This is a genomic window from Actinotignum schaalii FB123-CNA-2, assembly GCF_000411135.1.
GTDB classification, from domain to species: Bacteria; Actinomycetota; Actinomycetes; order Actinomycetales; family Actinomycetaceae; genus Actinotignum; species Actinotignum schaalii_A.
Genome location: NZ_KE150263.1, coordinates 181,865 through 198,401 on the forward strand (window position 1 = coordinate 181,865; position 16,537 = coordinate 198,401).

Here is a 16,537-nt window from a genome sequence, read left to right on the forward strand (position 1 = left end):
GCGAGGGAAAGCCCCGCGCCCGGTTCAAAAATAGGAGGATTCAATGTCGACGCCCCTCACTCTCAACCCGGATCGGCTTTTCCCAGCAGATCCGACGCAGCGGAAACTGGCACGCGAAATTTTCGAGGTCACCAAGAGGCACCCCATTATTTCCCCGCACGGTCACGTTCCCCCCGAATGGCTCGCTCTCAATACTCCCTTCACCGATCCTACGAGTATGCTCCTGACCCCGGATCACTACACCAACCGTCTCCTGCACGCGGTGGGCCGGGTGGATCTGGCCGATCTGGGCGTGCCGGTAGGAAGCCCGCTCTCCCCCGAAAAGTCCCGTGCGGCCTGGCGCCTGTTCTGCAAGAACTGGTGGACCTTGCGCGGTACCGCGGTGCAGGGCTGGTTCGAATCCGAATTTGTGGATGTCTTCGATGTGCACGTACGCCCCTCCGAAGAAACTGCCGACGAGATCTACGATCACATCAACGCCCTGCTCAAGACGGAGGAGTTCCTCCCCCGCTCACTGTACAAGCGTTTCAACCTGGCAATGATGGCCACCACCGATGACCCGGTTTCGGATCTGCGCTACCACAAGCAGCTCCTGGATGATCCCACCTGGGAAGGCTATATTCCACCTACCTTCCGCCCCGATAAGTACCTTGAACCGGCCACCCCGGACTTCAAGGCCAATGTGGAGGCGCTCGGCCAGGCAGCCGATCAGGATGTCTCCACCTATGAAGGCTACGTGGAAGCGATGCGCAAGCGCCGCCTCTTCTTCAAGGAGATGGGCGCGGTATCCTCCGATCACTCACATCGCGATCCGGGCACGGCACGCCTGCCCGAAGCGCGGGCAGCCGAACTCTACAAGCTGGCCCTGGCCGGCAAGATTTCGCCGGAAGATGGCGCGGCCCTGCGCCGGCATATGCTCAATGACCAGGCTCGCCTGGCCTGCGAGGACGGCCTGGTTATGACTTTCCATCCGGCCGTGTACCGCAACCATCACCAGGCGGCTTTCGAGCGCCTGGGGGCGGATGTCGGGGGCGATGTGCCCATGGCTGTGGAATTCACGAATAACGTGCGGCCCATGCTTTCCGAATACGGAGACAACCCGAACTTCCAGGTTGTTTTCTTCACCATCGATCAGGATGTGTACCAGCGCGAACTGGCCCCGCTGGCCGGGTACTACCCGAGCGTGTACGTGGGTGCCCCGTGGTGGTTCATCGATGAGCCGGATGCGATTTTGCGCTACCGCGAACAGGTCACCCCCTACGGTACCTTCTACAAGACCTCCGGGATGATCGACGATACCCGCGCCTTCGCTTCCATTCCCGCGCGGCACGACGTCGCACGCCGGATGGACGCCGTTTATCTGGCGCGGTTGGTTGCTGAACATCGCCTGGAGCTTGATGAAGCCCTCGAGGTGTCCGAAGCCCTCGTGACCACGATTCCGGCACGGGCCTTCCGGGTGGATACCTCCAAGCTGGGCGGGACCACCGCTAAGTAAGGAGAATGCGACTCAGCGCGAGTTCTCCTCGTGTAAGAGAACTGCCGCTCAGCCGGAGGATCACTGCTCTGTAACCGGAGCGTGACTCCGAAATGAGCCCGCTCGGCGCTACAGATTCGGCCGTGCGCGATACGTTCGCGCACGGCCGAGTGCATTAACCACCTTAACATGAAGTGACGGCCACCACTTTGCTATGATCGACTTGTTTCATTAATCAATGGAAAGGAGTCGCTATGGCGAACGAATTTGTGGACAAGATTAAAGAAGGCGCAACCGAAGCTTTTGATCGGGCTAAGGAATTCGGCCAGAAGGCCGCTGATAAGGCGGGCCAACTGGGTGATGCCGCGAAGGAAAAGTTCGAGGACATCAAGGACGAACTGACGGACAAGGATCACGGCGATAAGGCCGAGGAGAAGGCTTCTGAGGCCGGTGACAAGGCGAAAGATGCTGGCGAAAAGGTCAAGGATGCCGCCTCCGATGCCGGTGATGCTGCCAAGGAAAAGTTCGAGGACATCAAAGAGAACCTCTCCGATAACAACTAAATCCACCATTCATCAGTAAAATCCACCAAAATAGTGATGGCGCGCCCTCCTCGGGGTGAGCCGCAGCGGGCGGCGAAGAAAGCTCTTCGCCGCCCGCTTACTTATATCCTCGTACGTTTATTCAGGGCGGTGCTGGATCATCGCCGTCGTACTGGAAAGAATAGCGGCAGCCATAGCAACATTGCAGGATTCGGCTTTCCCGTAGATCGGGATGGCAACCGTCGCATCCACATTGGCGTCCACATCCGCGAAGCCGTGCGCTTCATTGCCCAGTAGCCAGCACACCGGCCGGGTAAGGTCCGGGCCAAGGGGCGGTTGCCCAAGATAAGCGGCGTCATTAGCCGAGGCCACCAGGGTGGCCAGATCCCACTCCCCCTCGCCGGTGGCTGCCAGGAAACTGATGCCCGCGCGCTCAAGCACACCGTCGAGCTTGCCCACGTTAATGGAATCAAGAACCGGGAGATGGAAAATGGAACCGGCTGAGGAGCGAATAACTTTCGGGGACCATAGCTCGACGCTACCCCGGCCAAGGAGCACCGCATCGCATCCGGCCACGTCCGCGGCCCGAATAATGGCGCCCACATTTCCGGGATCTTGAATATTCGCGGTGGCCAGCACTAGCTTGGCGTTCTTAACCGTGGGGGTGAGCGCCGGAGTTTCCGGAATGTCGATAACGGCCACCACACCGCGCGCATCTTCGGATAGAGCCTGCATCTCATCGGCGTTAAGCGGGTGGTGGTAGACGCCGGCTTCTTTGATGAGGCCACCCAAGTCCGGGTTGGAGATAAGGCTGGCTTTCGTATAGTAGACGTCGCGAACAAGATTCGCGCGGTGTGCGAGGAGTTCCTGAACCGCTCCGGGGCCTTCCACCAGGGTTTGCCGGAAGCGTTCGCGCTGTTGGGGCCGGTGTAGGCGGGCGGCGCGGGTGAGTTGGGTATGCGATGCGGGTGTGCTTTTCACGGGTCGTTTCTTTTTCTGTAGGGAGTAGGTTGCAGGTGGTCGGCAGCAGCTAGGGCCGCACGAAGCCATCGGTAAAAACACCGGCCACGCCCCAGCGTTCCAATTGCCGGGCGCGTTCGGGGCTGTTGACTGTGTAGACGTGCACATCTCGGCCCACGGCCCGGGCCTCGGCCACCACGGCCGCGGTCACGGCGTCGTCGCTCACATGCAGATAGCGAGAATCGGTGAGGTCAAGAACGGTGCGCCAATCCGGCCCGAAACTCGCGCGATCAACGAGTGCACCGCGCGGAATCTCAGGGGCGTAGCGCGCGAATTCGGCCAGTTGCAGGTGTGAGAAGGAGGAAACCAGGGCTCGCTCGGGGCCGAGCCTGCGGGCCTGTTCCGCTACCGCGCGCACGAGGGCACGGGCTTGCTGGCCACCCTGCGCGCAGGGTTTCATTTCGATATTGATGCTTATCCCGGCCTCGAGGGCAAAATCAACGAGTTGGGCGAGGGTGGGAATCTTCTCCCCCGCGAAGCCCGGGCTGAACCAAGATCCGGCGTCCAGGGTGTCCAGGTCAGCGGCACGCAGCGCATCGACACGCCCGTGGCCGGTGGTGGTGCGTTCGAGGGTCGCATCGTGGCAGAGCGGGAGAGAGCCGTCCGCAGTGATATCCACATCCGTTTCAATCCAGGTGAATCCGGCCTGGTAAGCAGCCCGAAATGCGGCCATGGTGTTTTCGGGTGCGTCGGCGCACAGGCCCCGATGGGCGAAAAGTTTCATGATTGTAGTCTAAACGCAGCGGCCCGAGTAACGAGATTTCGTCACTCGGGCCGCTGATAGGTCACTCTTGAAAAAGCTTAGGCAACCTTGGGTGCGTTCACGTCTTCCGGAAGCGCAGCCTTGGCGGCGTTGACCACCGCGGTGAAACCGGTGGGATCATTGACGGCCATTTCAGCGAGCTGACGGCGATCAACTTCAATTCCGGCCAGGCCCAGGCCCTGGATGAAGCGGTTGTAGGTCATGCCTTCGGCGCGCACGGCCGCGTTGATGCGGGTGATCCACAGCTTGCGGAAGTCGTTCTTCCGCTTCTTGCGGTCGCGGTAGTTGTAGACGAAGGAATGGGTGACCTGTTCCTTGGCCTTACGGTAGAGGCGGGACCGCTGCCCGCGGTAGCCGGACGCCCGTTCGAGGGTAGTGCGACGCTTCTTCTTGGCGTTGACGGAGCGCTTGACGCGTGCCATGTTTTTCTCCTTTTACAAAACTTTTCGTCGGACGAATCTAGCGGCCGAGCAGACGGTTAACTTCGCGAAGGTTGGACTTGTCCACAACCTGGTCGCGCGAGAGCCGACGCTTCCGGGTGGAGCTCTTGTGCTCCAGCAGGTGGCGCTTATTGCGCTGTTCGCGCATGAGCTTGCCGCTTCCCGTCACGCGGAAACGCTTCTTCGCACCGGAGTGCGTCTTCATCTTGGGCATTGTTCATCCTCACTCGTGCCCCGTGGGCACATTTGATCTACCAGATCTCCGCGCCCGCGGGCGCGCTTTTCACAAGTCAACTTATTCGGTTGCTGCTGCGTTGTTTTCCGTTTCAGAGGTTTTTGCGTTGCGTTCGGCCGCGCGTTTGGCGGCTTTCGCGCGCCGGTTCTCGCGTTCCGCTTCACGACGACGCCGCTGATCGGACTTGGCTTCCGACTTCCGCCGCGTGGGCGCAAGGACCATGGACATATTGCGCCCGTCAGCGCGAGGTGCTGCTTCCACAGTGGAAATTTCCGCGAGCTCTTCAGCCAGGCCGGAGAGCAGGCGCACACCCATTTCCGGGCGGGATTGTTCACGGCCGCGGAAACGAAGATCGAATTTGACCTTATCCCCGGCGTTCAGGAAACGTTCCGCCTGCGACTTCTTGGTGTTGTAGTCATTACCGTCAATCTTCAGCCCAATCCGGATGGATTTGATCTGAGTATTGGCCTGGTTACGACGTGCTTCCCGAGCTTTCTGGGCGGATTCGTACTTGTATTTCCCGTAGTCCATGAGGCGCGCGACCGGCGGATTGGAATTCGGAGCAACTTCCACCAGGTCGAGGTTCGCCTCTACAGCCAGGCGGAGCGCATCTTCCGTGCGCACCACACCGACCTGTTCACCGCTGGGGCCAACAAGGCGCACCTTAGGGACGTGGATGCGATCATTTACACGCGGTTCGTTGTTAATTGCAGTTCCTCTGTTCCTCAACGTGGACAACGCACGGAGTACTCCCGAGGTGACACGGCACGCCAAACGGCCATGTTACGAACCCGCTACCCTTTGATATGACCCGGTACTTATCTTTTCCGAAAATTCCTTTTCGAAGTAGCGCCCGGGCGGGCGGCTAGGTGGGATTTCTCCACTTGCGTTCCGGCAGAATGCCGGATTGACCGTACTAGTGTAGCACAGACACATGAGCTACAGATAACACCGCGGGTTATTCTCCCCACATGCGACGGCGCATCTGTACCCCGCAGATACAGGACTCACCACTCAGGAAAGCTCCGCGAGAGCCTGGGCAACGGTGAAGTTTCCCTCGTAGAAAGCTTTGCCGATGATGACCGAGTCGACGGGGCCGGGCGAATTACCATCCGCGCTCATGCTATGCTCGCTCAGCTCCCGAACGGCGCGCAAATCGGCCAGCGTCGCCATCCCGCCCGAGGCAGTGATACGCACCTGGCTCAGTTCCGTGACCCGCTCGAGTAGCTCAAGGTTAGCCCCGGCGAGGGCACCGTCTCGGGTCCGGTCCGTGACGATGTAGCGGCGCGCACCGGCGTCGTCGAGAAAATCTATAACTTCCCGTAACCCTCCGACATCAGTACCGGCACCGCGCGCAACCACCCGGGCGCCGTCGACATCAAGACAAACCGCCACCCGATCCGCGTGCTGCGCCAGTACCCGCGCTACCCACGCACGATCCCGCAGGGCAGTGGTGGCAAGATTAATGCGCTCCGCGCGGGTAGCAAGGGCGCGCTCCAGCGCCTCCGGGGTGTCGATGCCGCCGGAAAGCTCCCAGCGCATCGGGTTGGTACCCATAAGGCGCTCGAGCAGGGCGAAATTATCCCCGGTGCCGTATACCAGATCGAGATCCACCAGGTGGATCCACTGCGCCCCTGCCGCCCGGAAATCCGCGATAGCCGCGGCCGGGTCATTCCACGCTTCCGGGCCGGTGCCCAGCCGCGCGGAACGCCCTGCCCGAATATCTACCGCAACGAGCAGCTCACAGCTCATCGCGATCCCCCGCGGCCGGGTTCTTCGCCGGACTCTCCAGCCTCGCCTTCCATGCCGTCCCTATCTTCCGCATCTTCTCCGCGGGCCATCTTGTTTAGGATTTTCTCAATATCCTGTTGCGTGAGCTTCGCGGAATCCAAGGCCGCGCAGTCGGTAATGGAGCGCTCCCCCAGCATGAGCTCCTCAACGATGGGATCCAGGGAGTTGAGGAGCAGGCCGGAGGCAATTTCCTCATCGGCTTTACCCGCGAAGAAACGCCGCGCGCGCACCATCCCGGATACGCCCGGCTCAAAACCGGTGGATTCCTTATCCAGATTCACATCAATAAGGATGGAGCCGTAGGGGCTGAGGCGGGAGAGCATTCCGGCGACCGCCGGGGCATCATCGGAAAGGGAGGCGGGTTCCTCATCCGGATCCGGGCCGGTGATATTGCGGATATCCCACTCATCGTAGACGGGCGTTGCCAGCTGGCGGTACACCAGCGCCCCGGAATCCGTGGCTACCACCTGCACCTCCAGACCGTGCAGCGCGCAGAGCGCCGCGAGGGCATCCGCGCTATCAAAAGGCGTAAGTACCGCGTATGTGCGCACGTCAGTCATTGAGTTATCCTCCCCTTGCGCTTCGTTTTCCTTAGTTATTTTCCCAGGTGCCGGTGAGTAGGCCGCGGCCGAGCACGTGTTCGCGGGCCAGGAAGTACGCCACCGCGGGCCGGGTTTCCGCATCGATATCCAAAACGGTGTCGAGGGCGAGCACCGCGAAAATATAGCGGTGCGGGCCGTGGCCGGCCGGCGGGGCGGCACCCTGGAAACTCGGAGTTCCGCCGTCGTTCTTCAAAGTGAGGGCAGGTGCCGGAAGCTCACCGGAACCGCCGGCCGCAATTTCAGCGGTATCGGCGGGCAGATTCGCTACCGTCCAGTGCCAGTAGCCCGACGGCGTGGGAGCATCCGGGTCATAGCAGGAGACAAGCAGGCTGACCGTGCCCTCCGGCGGGGTATCCCAGCCCAGTTGCGGATTGCGGTCCGCGCCGCCCGGGGTACTACCCGCCCCGGTGGCACTTTCAGGAAGGGCCTCGCCTTCCGCAAAATCATCGGAGGTGAGGTGAAGATCGACGCTTCCGGCCGGCACTCCGGCGTAGGGATCGTGGGTGGTCATTTCCGCTCCTTATGCGTGTGCTTATGCGTGCGTGGGGCGCCGCGTCCGCGCGGCGGGCACGCTTAGGTCCCAGTCTAGCGTTCCGTGCCCGTACCCTCGGGCATATTTTCGGCGACGGCGCCCGCGCCCCGCGGCGCGCCTGCCTCACCGGTACCGGTATCTTGAGGCGCAATTTTATCGACGGCACCACCGAAGCGCCTCTCGCGCTGCCCGAAGGCGGCGCAGGCATCCCACAGGGCGCGCCGCTCGAATTCCGGCCACGGTAGCGGAGAAAAATACAGTTCTGCGTAGGCACTTTCCCACATGAGGAAATTAGAGGTGCGGTATTCCCCGCCGGTGCGGATAAGGAGGTCGACGTCGCGCATCCGCGGGGAGTAAAGCTGGGCAGTAATGGTTGCTTCGCTAATGCGCTCGGCTTTGAGTTCGCCATTGGCTACCCGCTCTGCTACCGCGCGCACCGCATCCACGATTTCAGCGCGGCCGCCGTAGTTAATGCACAGGTTGAGAACCATGCGGGTATTTCCCGCGGTCAGTTCTTCCGCGGCGCGAATTTCACGCAGCACCGAACGCCACAGCCGGCCCTCGCGGCCCACCCACTGCACCCGCACGCCCCATTCGTGGAGCTGATCGCGGTTGGCGCGGATAATATCGCGGGAAAATCCCATGAGGAACCGTACTTCAGAAGGTGAACGCCGCCAGTTTTCGGTAGAAAAGGCGTAGACGGAGAGCTCCGCGATTCCCACTTCCAGGGCGCCGGCCACCACATCCATGAGGGACCGCTCACCGGCTTTATGCCCTTCGGTGCGCGCCAGCCCGCGGGCATTTGCCCAGCGCCCGTTGCCGTCCATGACGATAGCAACGTGTTCGGGAACCCGCCCCAGGGGCGGGGGCGTGATGCCGGGCCGGTGGGCCGGAGTAGGCCGCTCCAGGTGAGGGAGATGGTCCAGCTGGGCTCGCTTCGGGTGCGCTTCTGTCATGATGCCGACCTCACGATCTGCAAGGAACGTACCTTGCGTTCCAAATACCATTGCACGTACGCGGAAATATAGCCGTGCGCGGTTTCCCCGGTGCTGCCGGCGAGCGCGTCAATAACGTCCCAATCCCCGCGAGCTAGCGCGGCGAGGAGCCGTCGGGTGTCCTCCCCCGGATAGGCCGCCCCGCGCGGGGCGCATCGCCGGCACACCATTCCACCGGCTTGTACGTGGAAGGCAGCGAGATCCTCACCGCTACCACAGAGCGCGCAGGAGGTCACCGCCAGGCCCCACCCGGATACCGCCATGGCGCGCAGCAGGTAGGAATCCATAATCGGGTAGGGGGCATGCTGGCGGGAGGCCAGGGAATTGAGTGCCCCGAGAAGGAGGCGATAGTGGGCCCGGTCCGGTTCCCCCTCCGCTCCGAGTTTTTCTGCTACTTCCACCATGGTGCTCGCGGCCGCGTAAGCTTCAAAATCAGGCGCGATAGCACGCCCGAAGGGATTGAGGGTGGCCACTTCCGTGACTATATCGAGGCTGCGCCCCCGGTAGAGCTGCACATCCACATAGGTGAAGGGTTCCAGGCGCGCACCGAATCGGGAACGGGTGCGGCGCACCCCTTTGGCCACGCACCGCACCAGACCGTGCGCGCGTGCCAGCAGGGTGACGATGCGATCCGCTTCCCCCAGGTCCTGCGTGCGCAGGATTATTCCTTCATCCCGATAGAGTTTCACTGGCCCCCAGTTTAGCGGTGCGCGCGATTGACGGCCGAGATAATCGCCTTGAGGCCGGCGCGTGTCGTGGAGGTGTGAATACCGCAGCCCCATAGCACCTGGTCATCAATCTCGCACTCCACATACGCGGCAGCCGAGGCATCCGTACCTTCGCTCAGGGTGTGTTCAGCGTAGTCGAGCACACAGATATATTCACCGAGCTGTTCCATCGCGGTCACGAAAGCGTGGATGGGCCCGTTGCCGCTGCCGTGCAGGCTATGCTGCACGCCGTCAGCCTGAGTTTCAACGACGGCGCTAATATCGGTTACCCCACCGCTGTGGTTTGTGAATTCCAGAGCGCGCAAACGGTAACGTCCCCACGGAGTGCTGGCCTTACCCGGTACCCCGCGCAGCTCCGCCGCGCCGGCCGGTTTCGCTACCGTGCCCGCCGAGTTCGCTCCGGTAGCGCCCGCCGGCTCCGTCGCAGCAGCATACGCAAGCTCCTGCTCCCCGTACCCTTGCGAGAGCGGGAGGTATTCATCCACGAAGATATCCCAGAGGGTATCCGCACTGACTTCTTCTCCGGTATGTTCTGTCCAGGTCTGCACGATGCGGGAGAGCTCGATTTGCATGCGCCGCGGCAGATCCAGGTTGCGGGTGGTTTGCATGAGGTAGGCCACTCCGCCCTTGCCGGACTGGGAATTAACCCGAACGATGGCATCGTAGGTGCGCCCCACATCTTTCGGGTCAATAGGAAGATAGGGCAGCGCCCAGGGAACTTGCCGCTCGTCTCCCCCGGCTGCGGCCAAATCTGCGGACCGGCGCTGCATGCCTTTCTTAATGGCGTCCTGATGGGAGCCGGAGAAGGACGTGTAAACGAGTGAGCCAGCGTAGGGCACCCGCGGCCCCACCTCAATCCCGGTGCATTCTTCGCACACATCCACGATGGCGTCAATATCGGAAAGATCCAGTTCCGGATCAATTCCCTGGGAATAAAGATTCATGGCGACCGTAATGAGATCAACATTTCCGGTGCGCTCCCCCTGCCCGAAGAGACAGCCCTCCACCCGGTCGATACCGGCAAGCATGGCCAATTCAGTGGTAGCCACCCCGGTGCCGCGATCATTGTGGTTATGTGCGGAAAGCGCCACGTACTCACGTTTGGGAATATGGCGGGAGAAGTATTCGATTTGATCGGCGTAGACGTTCGGGGTGGCGCGTTCCACCGTGGTGGGCAGGTTAATAATAATTTCGCGCTCGACATCCGGTTGCCACACATCCATGACGGATGAGCACACGTCAAGGGCGTAATCAATTTCAGTGTCCACGAAGATTTCCGGGGAGTATTCGAAGCCGAAAATAAGATCATCCGGAAGAACTTTTTCGGCGTAGGCCACAATTTCCCGGGTTCCGGCCATGGCCAATTCACGAATGGCTTCCTTGGAGGATCCAAAAACTACATCGCGGAAAACCGGCGAAGTGGCGTTGTATAGATGCACGGTGGCGCGCGGGAATCCGGCGAGCGCATCGATAGTACGGTGAATAAGTTCGGGGCGCGACTGGGTAAGAACCGAAACTGTTACATCTTCGGGAACCGCACCGTCCTCCGCCAGAGAGCGCACAAAATCCCAATCGGTTTGGGAGGCGGCCGGGAAACCAATCTCAATCTCTTTTACGCCGATCTTGACGAGCAGATCGAAAATCCGCCGCTTGCGGATCATATCCATCGGTTCGATAAGGGCCTGGTTGCCGTCGCGCAGATCGGTGGAGAGCCAGCGTGGCGCCTTGGTAATGCGGTTATTGGGCCAGGTACGATCCGGCAGCGCAATCGGATTGGTGTCGAGGAAGGGCCGGTACTTGTAGAACGGCATGCCCGAGGGGCGCTGACGGTGCGTGTATCCGGAAGTTTTCATGGGGTGGTCACCTTTTATTCTCTGTGTGGCGGTCAAATTTAAGAACGACGGCGCAGCTTAACCCGCCGCGAGAAGCCGAATAAGCTCGCGGCGGCTCATAAGGAGAAGGCGAGAGAAACCCATACCGATAACTCTAGCCCCTCAACTAGCTGAATACGCACAGATTTGTCCGGGATGTGAGACTTAGAGTACCGCCGGGAAGGCGTTCCAGTACCCCAAGCTCAGGAGCAGGACCGCCTGGGCGCAGAGGGTGAGGAGCGTGGTGACGCGCGCGATACGCCCCATGCCGGACCGAGCCTTCCAGCTGCGGAAAGCGGCCCGCACGTGCATCCATGCCGCACCCAGCGCCGCCAGGTGGACAAGAGCAAAACCGCCCTGGACGATGAGGAGATTATGGGAGTAGGTGAGCGCGATATGGGCAACGGCCACCAGGTACACGAGGAAGACCGCCCAGGCACCCACCACGGAAAGCGAAGCGAGATTGAGAGCTGCCCCCGATCCGGAGAAATTCGAGAGTCGATGCCCGCGCACCGGAATCCAGCACACCGCCACCAGCACAATGCTGAGTCCGAGAAGGGCCACACCACCCAGTGCGATATAGAGCGCCGTTTGGGCGGTGAACCATCCGCCGGCCGTGAGGGTGGGTGCCACGAAGGCCTGCCGGGGTTGGTCACCGGCCACCCGCGGTTGCGCCGTCGCCGTAAAAGGTAAACCGTTAACCCAATCCGCGGTATCCTGCATAGCTGCCCGAGACAGCTGCCTGCGGTTGATCTGGAGGCCGTGATCCGCGTCCTTGTAATAGCGCACCGTGAGCGCGCTGTTTCCGGCCTCTTCCAGGTACTCGCTCATCATCTGCGGACCCTGGATGGTCGGCATGGAATTATCAGCCGTGCCGTAGAGCATGAGAACCGGCATGGTCATCCGCTTCTCATACGGAGCCGCATCAAAATCGATATAGCGGAAGGTATCAGGACCGAAATCCTGGCCGATAAGTTTTGGAATGGCGGCGCGCAGGCGTTCCGGCGCGTGAATTTCCCGCAGATAGGCGTCGGCCGCGTAGGCCCCCTGCTGGCGGATCGGCAGCACCGGCGCACTGATAAGCGCCACGTAATTCACCGCCCTCGCGCTGGTGGCGACAATTGGTGCCACGAAGCAGCCTTCGGATACCGCGTACAGGCCCGAGTGGCGCGCATCAACGTCATCCCAGGAAAGCATCTCGCGGTAGACATCCTCGAAATCCGCGGCGAGCTGGAGGTAGTCGCGATGCGTCGTCGTATAGTTCGCTACCCGTTTTTCCGGAACCACCGTGACAATCCCGGTGGAAGCAATAGCTTCGGTTTCACGCCCGAAATCACGCGCGGAGGAGGTACCGGTACCGTGAATGAAAAGCATGCCCGGTACTACCGGTCCCGCACCCACCGGGCGTTTGACGACGGCGGGAATAGGAGTGCCATCCCGCAACGTGATGGTGACCGTGCTACTTGCCACCTCGTATGTTCCCAGCCGCGCGGTGGGAACCCCGGTGAAAATTGTGGTATCCGAAGTTTGCGGAGCGATCGCCGCGGTCATGGGTTGCGGATTCCAGCCCGGGCCGAAAGCGCTCCCGACGAGACCGGCGGCCAGCACCACAATGAGCCAGGTGACGAAACGTTTATGGGTGGGAAGCCAGCGCCGCCATCCCCGCCGCGCACTGTGTTCTAGATGTTCCGTGCCGTCCATTGCGCTGGCCGGCACCAGGGTGCGCCCCGGCGGCGGATTCTCGGTGGGCGGGGTGTAGGGAAGATCGGTGAGGCGCACGTATCAGAACCCGAGTCGATCCAGCATTTTCGGGTCGCGCTGCCAGTCTTTGGAAACTTTCACGTGCAAATCGAGATAGACCGGCGTACCGAGCAGCGCCTTAATGGCTTTGCGGGCATCGCGCCCAATCTGGCGCAGGCGGGCACCCCCGCGCCCGATAACAATCCCTTTTTGGGAATCGCGTTCCACGTGTAGCGAGGCATGGATGCGCACCAGCGAGCCACCGTTAGGTGCGGTGTCCTCAATAATTTCATCGATGGTAACCGCGAGGGAATGCGGAAGTTCTTCGCGCATTTTTTCCAGGCCCGCTTCGCGGATAAGCTCCGCGATAAGGGTTTCTTCGGTTTCATCGGTAATGGCATCCAGCGGATATAGCGGCGGGGAGACGGGAAGCTGTTTAATAATCTGCTCGGTGAGGAGCTCTACCTGGTCCATCGTGGCGGCGCTGACCGGTACGATCTCCACAAAATCGTGGAAAGCCGCCACGGCCGCGATCTTTTCCGCGAGGGCTTCGCGGCTCACCAGATCAGTTTTAGTAATCGCGGCGATCATGGGGACTTTCGCGCGTACCGCCAGATCGAGGAGGTATTTATCGCCCGGCCCAAGTTTTTCATTCGCGGGAAGGCACATAACAATGGTGTCTACATCGGCGATGGAATCGCGCACCATATCACCCAGGCGTTCACCCAGCAGGGTGCGGGGGCGGTGCATCCCGGGGGTATCAACCAGAATCACCTGACCTGCATCCCGAGTCACAATGGCGCGAATAATACGCCGGGTGGTTTCCGGGCGGGCGCTGGTAATCGCTACCTTCTTGCCCACCATCGCATTGGTGAGGGTTGATTTCCCGGCGTTCGGGCGGCCCACCACCGAGGCGAACCCGGCCCGAAATTCTGTGTTCTCCACCGTCATCGTGTTCTAGTCCTCACCATCATCGTCGGTTTCTTCGCGCGCAACGATAATAGTCGATAACCGGCGCCGGCGCCCTTCGAAACGGTCAGCAACCATGTGAATTCCCGCCACGGTGGTTTCGGCTCCCCGGATGGGAACCCGCCCGATACTCTTGGCGAAGAGCCCGCCGGCGGTATCAACGTCGTCGTCCTCCAATTCGATTCCGAAGAGGTCACCTAGGTCATCGATGGGCATACGCGCCGGGATGCGGAAACTACCCGCCTCGAGCTCTTCCACGGCCGGGAGGGCCCGGTCGTGTTCATCAGAAATTTCTCCCACAAGTTCTTCCACGAGGTCCTCGATGGTAACGAGTCCGGCGATTCCGCCGTATTCATCCACGACGAGGGCGATATGAACCTGATCGGCCTGCATTTCCCGCATGAGGGTATCGATAATTTTAGTTTCCGGAACGAAAACTGGTTCGCGTACCAGATCGGCCACCCGCAGGTCATCGTGCTGGTGGCGCCGGTGCACCCGCCGGATCACATCCTTGAGGTAGAGCACCCCGATAACGTCATCAATGGATTCCCGGTACACGGGCACCCGCGAGAATCCGGAGCGAGTAAACAATGAGATGGCGCGGTCGAGGGTTTCATCCGCCTCCACCGCGATCATATCGGTACGCGGGACCATAACCTCCCGCACCAGGGTGTTCCCCATATCGAAAAGCGATTGCAGGATATCGCGTTCGGCATCATCCAAGGCCTCGGATTCGGCCACGCGTTCCACCATAACCGCGAGCTGGTCTTCTTGCCGTTGTTCGGCTTCTTCGGGTGAAAATTCGCGTTCCCTGATGAGTAGTGAGAGCAACCAGGTGAGCGGGGAAAGCCACCAGGTGGCTTTGCGGAGTACCCGCTGGTGGCGTTCCACCCCGAAACTCAGGGGGTTGAAGAAAGCAAAAGCGAGGAGAGCAAGCACCGTCACGCCGAAGAAAATAGGGAAGATCTGCCACCAGGCAGCTACATCCGTTCCCAGGGCAAAAGTAAAGCAGATTCCGTAGCTGGCCATGAGCAGGGCCCGCACCACCGCGATGCCCATGGAGGCGGCTGGGCGGCGAGCCATAATTGCCACCACACGTGCCGAACCGCGTTCCTTATGCGCGTACATTTCCGCGGCTTCGGTGCGGGTCATGCGCCCGAGTGCGGCGCCGACAACCGTGCACCACAAGGAAAGCAGAAGGCACAGGCCTGCGGCGATATAAAACGGGGCGGAGGGCAGCGTTCCCGCTGCCACGGGTAAGTGATCCATCCTTTCTTACACCTCCGTGGGGCGCGGATCGCCTCCCCCGCGTTCCGATAGGAACACGAGGAGGAGTTGGCGTTGTAAAGCAAACATGGTGTCTTTTTCTTCCGGGGTTGCGTGGTCGTAGCCGAGCAGATGCAAGATCCCGTGGGTGACGAGGAGGAGAATTTCTTCCGCGGTGGAGTGCCCCATGGCGTGGGCCTGGCGGCTGGCGACCTGCGGGCATACCGCAATATCGCCGAGCATCCCCGGGCGCGGTTCTTCACCCGGTGGGGCCGGGCGCACCTCATCCATCGGGAAGGACATCACATCGGTGGGACCTTCCAGATCCATCCACGTGACGTGGAGATCCGCCATGGCATCTTCATCGAGGAGCACGATAGATAGATCCGCCATGGGATGCACCCGCATCTTATCGAGGACGTAGGTAGCTAGCTCCGATATTTCTTCCAGATCCGGAGCCGGACTAAAACTCGATTCGTCATTTACTTCAATCATGTGGTCTTTCCTGACAACCGTTCCCTAAATTTCCTCGAAACAGTTCTACCGCTACTAGAGTTGCAAGGCACGCCATTATTCACACCTATCACCCGCGCTAACGCTGCCGGGAATCCCAGCGAGCATAAGCATCGATAATTTCGGCAACCAGGCGGTGGCGCACCACGTCCGCCGAGCTCAGCTCCGAGAAATGAATCCCCGGAACATCACGTAGAATCCGACGCACCACCTGCAATCCGGACACTTTATTCGCACCGAGATCAACCTGGGTGATATCGCCTGTCACCACCATCTTAGAGTTGAAGCCGAGCCGGGTGAGGAACATCTTCATCTGTTCGGGTGTGGTGTTCTGCGCCTCGTCCAAAATCACGAAAGCATCGTTGAGGGTGCGCCCACGCATATATGCCAACGGCGCCACCTCAATGGTGCCCGCGGCCATGAGTTTCGGAATGGAATCGGCATCAAGCATGTCATACATGGCATCGTAAAGCGGGCGCAGATACGGATCGATTTTATCGGTGAGGGATCCTGGCAAAAAGCCGAGGGATTCCCCGGCTTCCACCGCCGGGCGCGTCAAAATAATACGTTTGACCTGCCCGTCATTGAGCGCCACCACCGCTTTGGCCATGGCGAGATAGGTTTTCCCGGTGCCGGCCGGGCCGATCCCGAAAGTAATATCGTGGGTGTCGATGGCGTCCACGTACGCCTTCTGGCCCAGGCTTTTCGGCCGGATGGTTTTGCCGCGGTTAGATAAAATATCGGTGTGCAGCAGCGTGGTGGGATGCGCTACGCCGGCGCGCGCAATATCAACTGCGCGGGCGACTGCGTCCCGGGTGAGGATTTCACCTTCGGCGACGACGTCGATTAATTCCCCGATGAGTGATTCGGCAAAATCAAGCTCGGCAGCCGAGCCGGTCAGGGTGATCCGGTGGCCAAGCACGTGAATAGTGGTGGGGGCCAGCCGTTCTTCCAAGGTCCGCAGGACGTCATCACGATGCCCGAGCAGCTGAATCATGGAAACTCGGTCCGGTACAACAATGGTGCGCTGGCTGTGTTCTGTGTGCGTCATTACGT

Annotated in this window: 18 protein-coding genes; 2 read left to right on the forward strand and 16 right to left on the reverse strand. The window is 60.7% G+C overall.

Annotated elements, in window-relative coordinates; genetic code table 11:
* The first annotated feature begins 43 nt into the window (after nt 1-43).
* Nucleotides 44-1,495, forward strand: a complete 1,452-nt coding sequence (gene uxaC / locus HMPREF9237_RS06025) for a glucuronate isomerase (protein ID WP_016442846.1) — start codon at nt 44-46, stop codon at nt 1,493-1,495.
* Between the two features lie 233 nt (nt 1,496-1,728).
* A complete protein-coding gene (locus tag HMPREF9237_RS06030; protein ID WP_016442847.1) occupies nt 1,729-2,037 on the forward strand; it encodes a hypothetical protein in 309 nt (102 codons plus the stop codon).
* A 117-nt stretch (nt 2,038-2,154) separates the two neighbouring features.
* Here HMPREF9237_RS06030 and HMPREF9237_RS06035 read toward each other — a convergent pair whose 3' ends face one another.
* The 16 genes from HMPREF9237_RS06035 to HMPREF9237_RS06110 form a co-directional block, all read right to left on the reverse strand.
* The gene (locus HMPREF9237_RS06035) at nt 2,155-2,997 is read right to left on the reverse strand and encodes a TrmH family RNA methyltransferase (protein ID WP_016442848.1); all 843 of its coding nucleotides are present in this window, start codon (nt 2,995-2,997) and stop codon (nt 2,155-2,157) included.
* A gap of 49 nt (nt 2,998-3,046) precedes the next feature.
* The gene (locus HMPREF9237_RS06040; RefSeq protein ID WP_016442849.1) at nt 3,047-3,760 is read right to left on the reverse strand and encodes a glycerophosphodiester phosphodiesterase family protein; all 714 of its coding nucleotides are present in this window, start codon (nt 3,758-3,760) and stop codon (nt 3,047-3,049) included.
* 77 nt (nt 3,761-3,837) lie between these two features.
* The gene (gene rplT / locus HMPREF9237_RS06045; protein ID WP_016442850.1) at nt 3,838-4,221 is read right to left on the reverse strand and encodes a 50S ribosomal protein L20; all 384 of its coding nucleotides are present in this window, start codon (nt 4,219-4,221) and stop codon (nt 3,838-3,840) included.
* A gap of 37 nt (nt 4,222-4,258) precedes the next feature.
* Entirely contained in the window at nt 4,259-4,453 is a 195-nt protein-coding gene (rpmI, locus tag HMPREF9237_RS06050) for a 50S ribosomal protein L35 (RefSeq protein WP_016442851.1), read from the reverse strand.
* A gap of 81 nt (nt 4,454-4,534) precedes the next feature.
* The gene (gene infC / locus HMPREF9237_RS06055) at nt 4,535-5,248 is read right to left on the reverse strand and encodes a translation initiation factor IF-3 (protein WP_419456737.1); all 714 of its coding nucleotides are present in this window, start codon (nt 5,246-5,248) and stop codon (nt 4,535-4,537) included.
* 240 nt (nt 5,249-5,488) lie between these two features.
* On the reverse strand, nt 5,489-6,226 hold the full coding sequence (locus HMPREF9237_RS06060; RefSeq protein ID WP_016442853.1) for a HisA/HisF-related TIM barrel protein: 738 nt from the start codon (nt 6,224-6,226) through the stop codon (nt 5,489-5,491).
* A complete protein-coding gene (locus HMPREF9237_RS06065) occupies nt 6,223-6,825 on the reverse strand; it encodes a hypothetical protein (RefSeq protein WP_016442854.1) in 603 nt (200 codons plus the stop codon). Before HMPREF9237_RS06065 ends, HMPREF9237_RS06060 begins: the two co-directional genes overlap by 4 nt.
* 31 nt (nt 6,826-6,856) lie before the next feature.
* A complete protein-coding gene (locus HMPREF9237_RS06070) occupies nt 6,857-7,378 on the reverse strand; it encodes a YbhB/YbcL family Raf kinase inhibitor-like protein (protein ID WP_016442855.1) in 522 nt (173 codons plus the stop codon).
* Nucleotides 7,379-7,452: 74 nt separating this feature from the next.
* Nucleotides 7,453-8,355, reverse strand: a complete 903-nt coding sequence (uppS, locus tag HMPREF9237_RS06075; protein ID WP_016442856.1) for a polyprenyl diphosphate synthase — start codon at nt 8,353-8,355, stop codon at nt 7,453-7,455.
* A complete protein-coding gene (recO, locus tag HMPREF9237_RS06080; RefSeq protein ID WP_016442857.1) occupies nt 8,352-9,083 on the reverse strand; it encodes a DNA repair protein RecO in 732 nt (243 codons plus the stop codon). Before recO ends, uppS begins: the two co-directional genes overlap by 4 nt.
* 11 nt (nt 9,084-9,094) lie before the next feature.
* Nucleotides 9,095-10,975 (reverse strand): 2-isopropylmalate synthase, encoded by a 1,881-nt coding sequence (locus HMPREF9237_RS06085; protein WP_016442858.1) that lies wholly within the window; start codon nt 10,973-10,975, stop codon nt 9,095-9,097.
* A gap of 183 nt (nt 10,976-11,158) precedes the next feature.
* Nucleotides 11,159-12,772 (reverse strand): alpha/beta hydrolase family protein, encoded by a 1,614-nt coding sequence (locus HMPREF9237_RS06090; protein ID WP_016442859.1) that lies wholly within the window; start codon nt 12,770-12,772, stop codon nt 11,159-11,161.
* A gap of 3 nt (nt 12,773-12,775) precedes the next feature.
* Nucleotides 12,776-13,684 (reverse strand): GTPase Era, encoded by a 909-nt coding sequence (gene era, locus HMPREF9237_RS06095; RefSeq protein WP_016442860.1) that lies wholly within the window; start codon nt 13,682-13,684, stop codon nt 12,776-12,778.
* A 6-nt stretch (nt 13,685-13,690) separates the two neighbouring features.
* A complete protein-coding gene (locus tag HMPREF9237_RS06100; protein WP_016442861.1) occupies nt 13,691-14,971 on the reverse strand; it encodes a hemolysin family protein in 1,281 nt (426 codons plus the stop codon).
* Between the two features lie 6 nt (nt 14,972-14,977).
* A complete protein-coding gene (gene ybeY / locus HMPREF9237_RS06105; protein ID WP_016442862.1) occupies nt 14,978-15,463 on the reverse strand; it encodes an rRNA maturation RNase YbeY in 486 nt (161 codons plus the stop codon).
* Nucleotides 15,464-15,560: 97 nt separating this feature from the next.
* Nucleotides 15,561-16,532: a PhoH family protein gene (locus HMPREF9237_RS06110; protein ID WP_016442863.1), complete on the reverse strand. Its 972-nt coding sequence runs from the start codon at nt 16,530-16,532 to the stop codon at nt 15,561-15,563.
* Nucleotides 16,533-16,537: the final 5 nt, after the last annotated feature.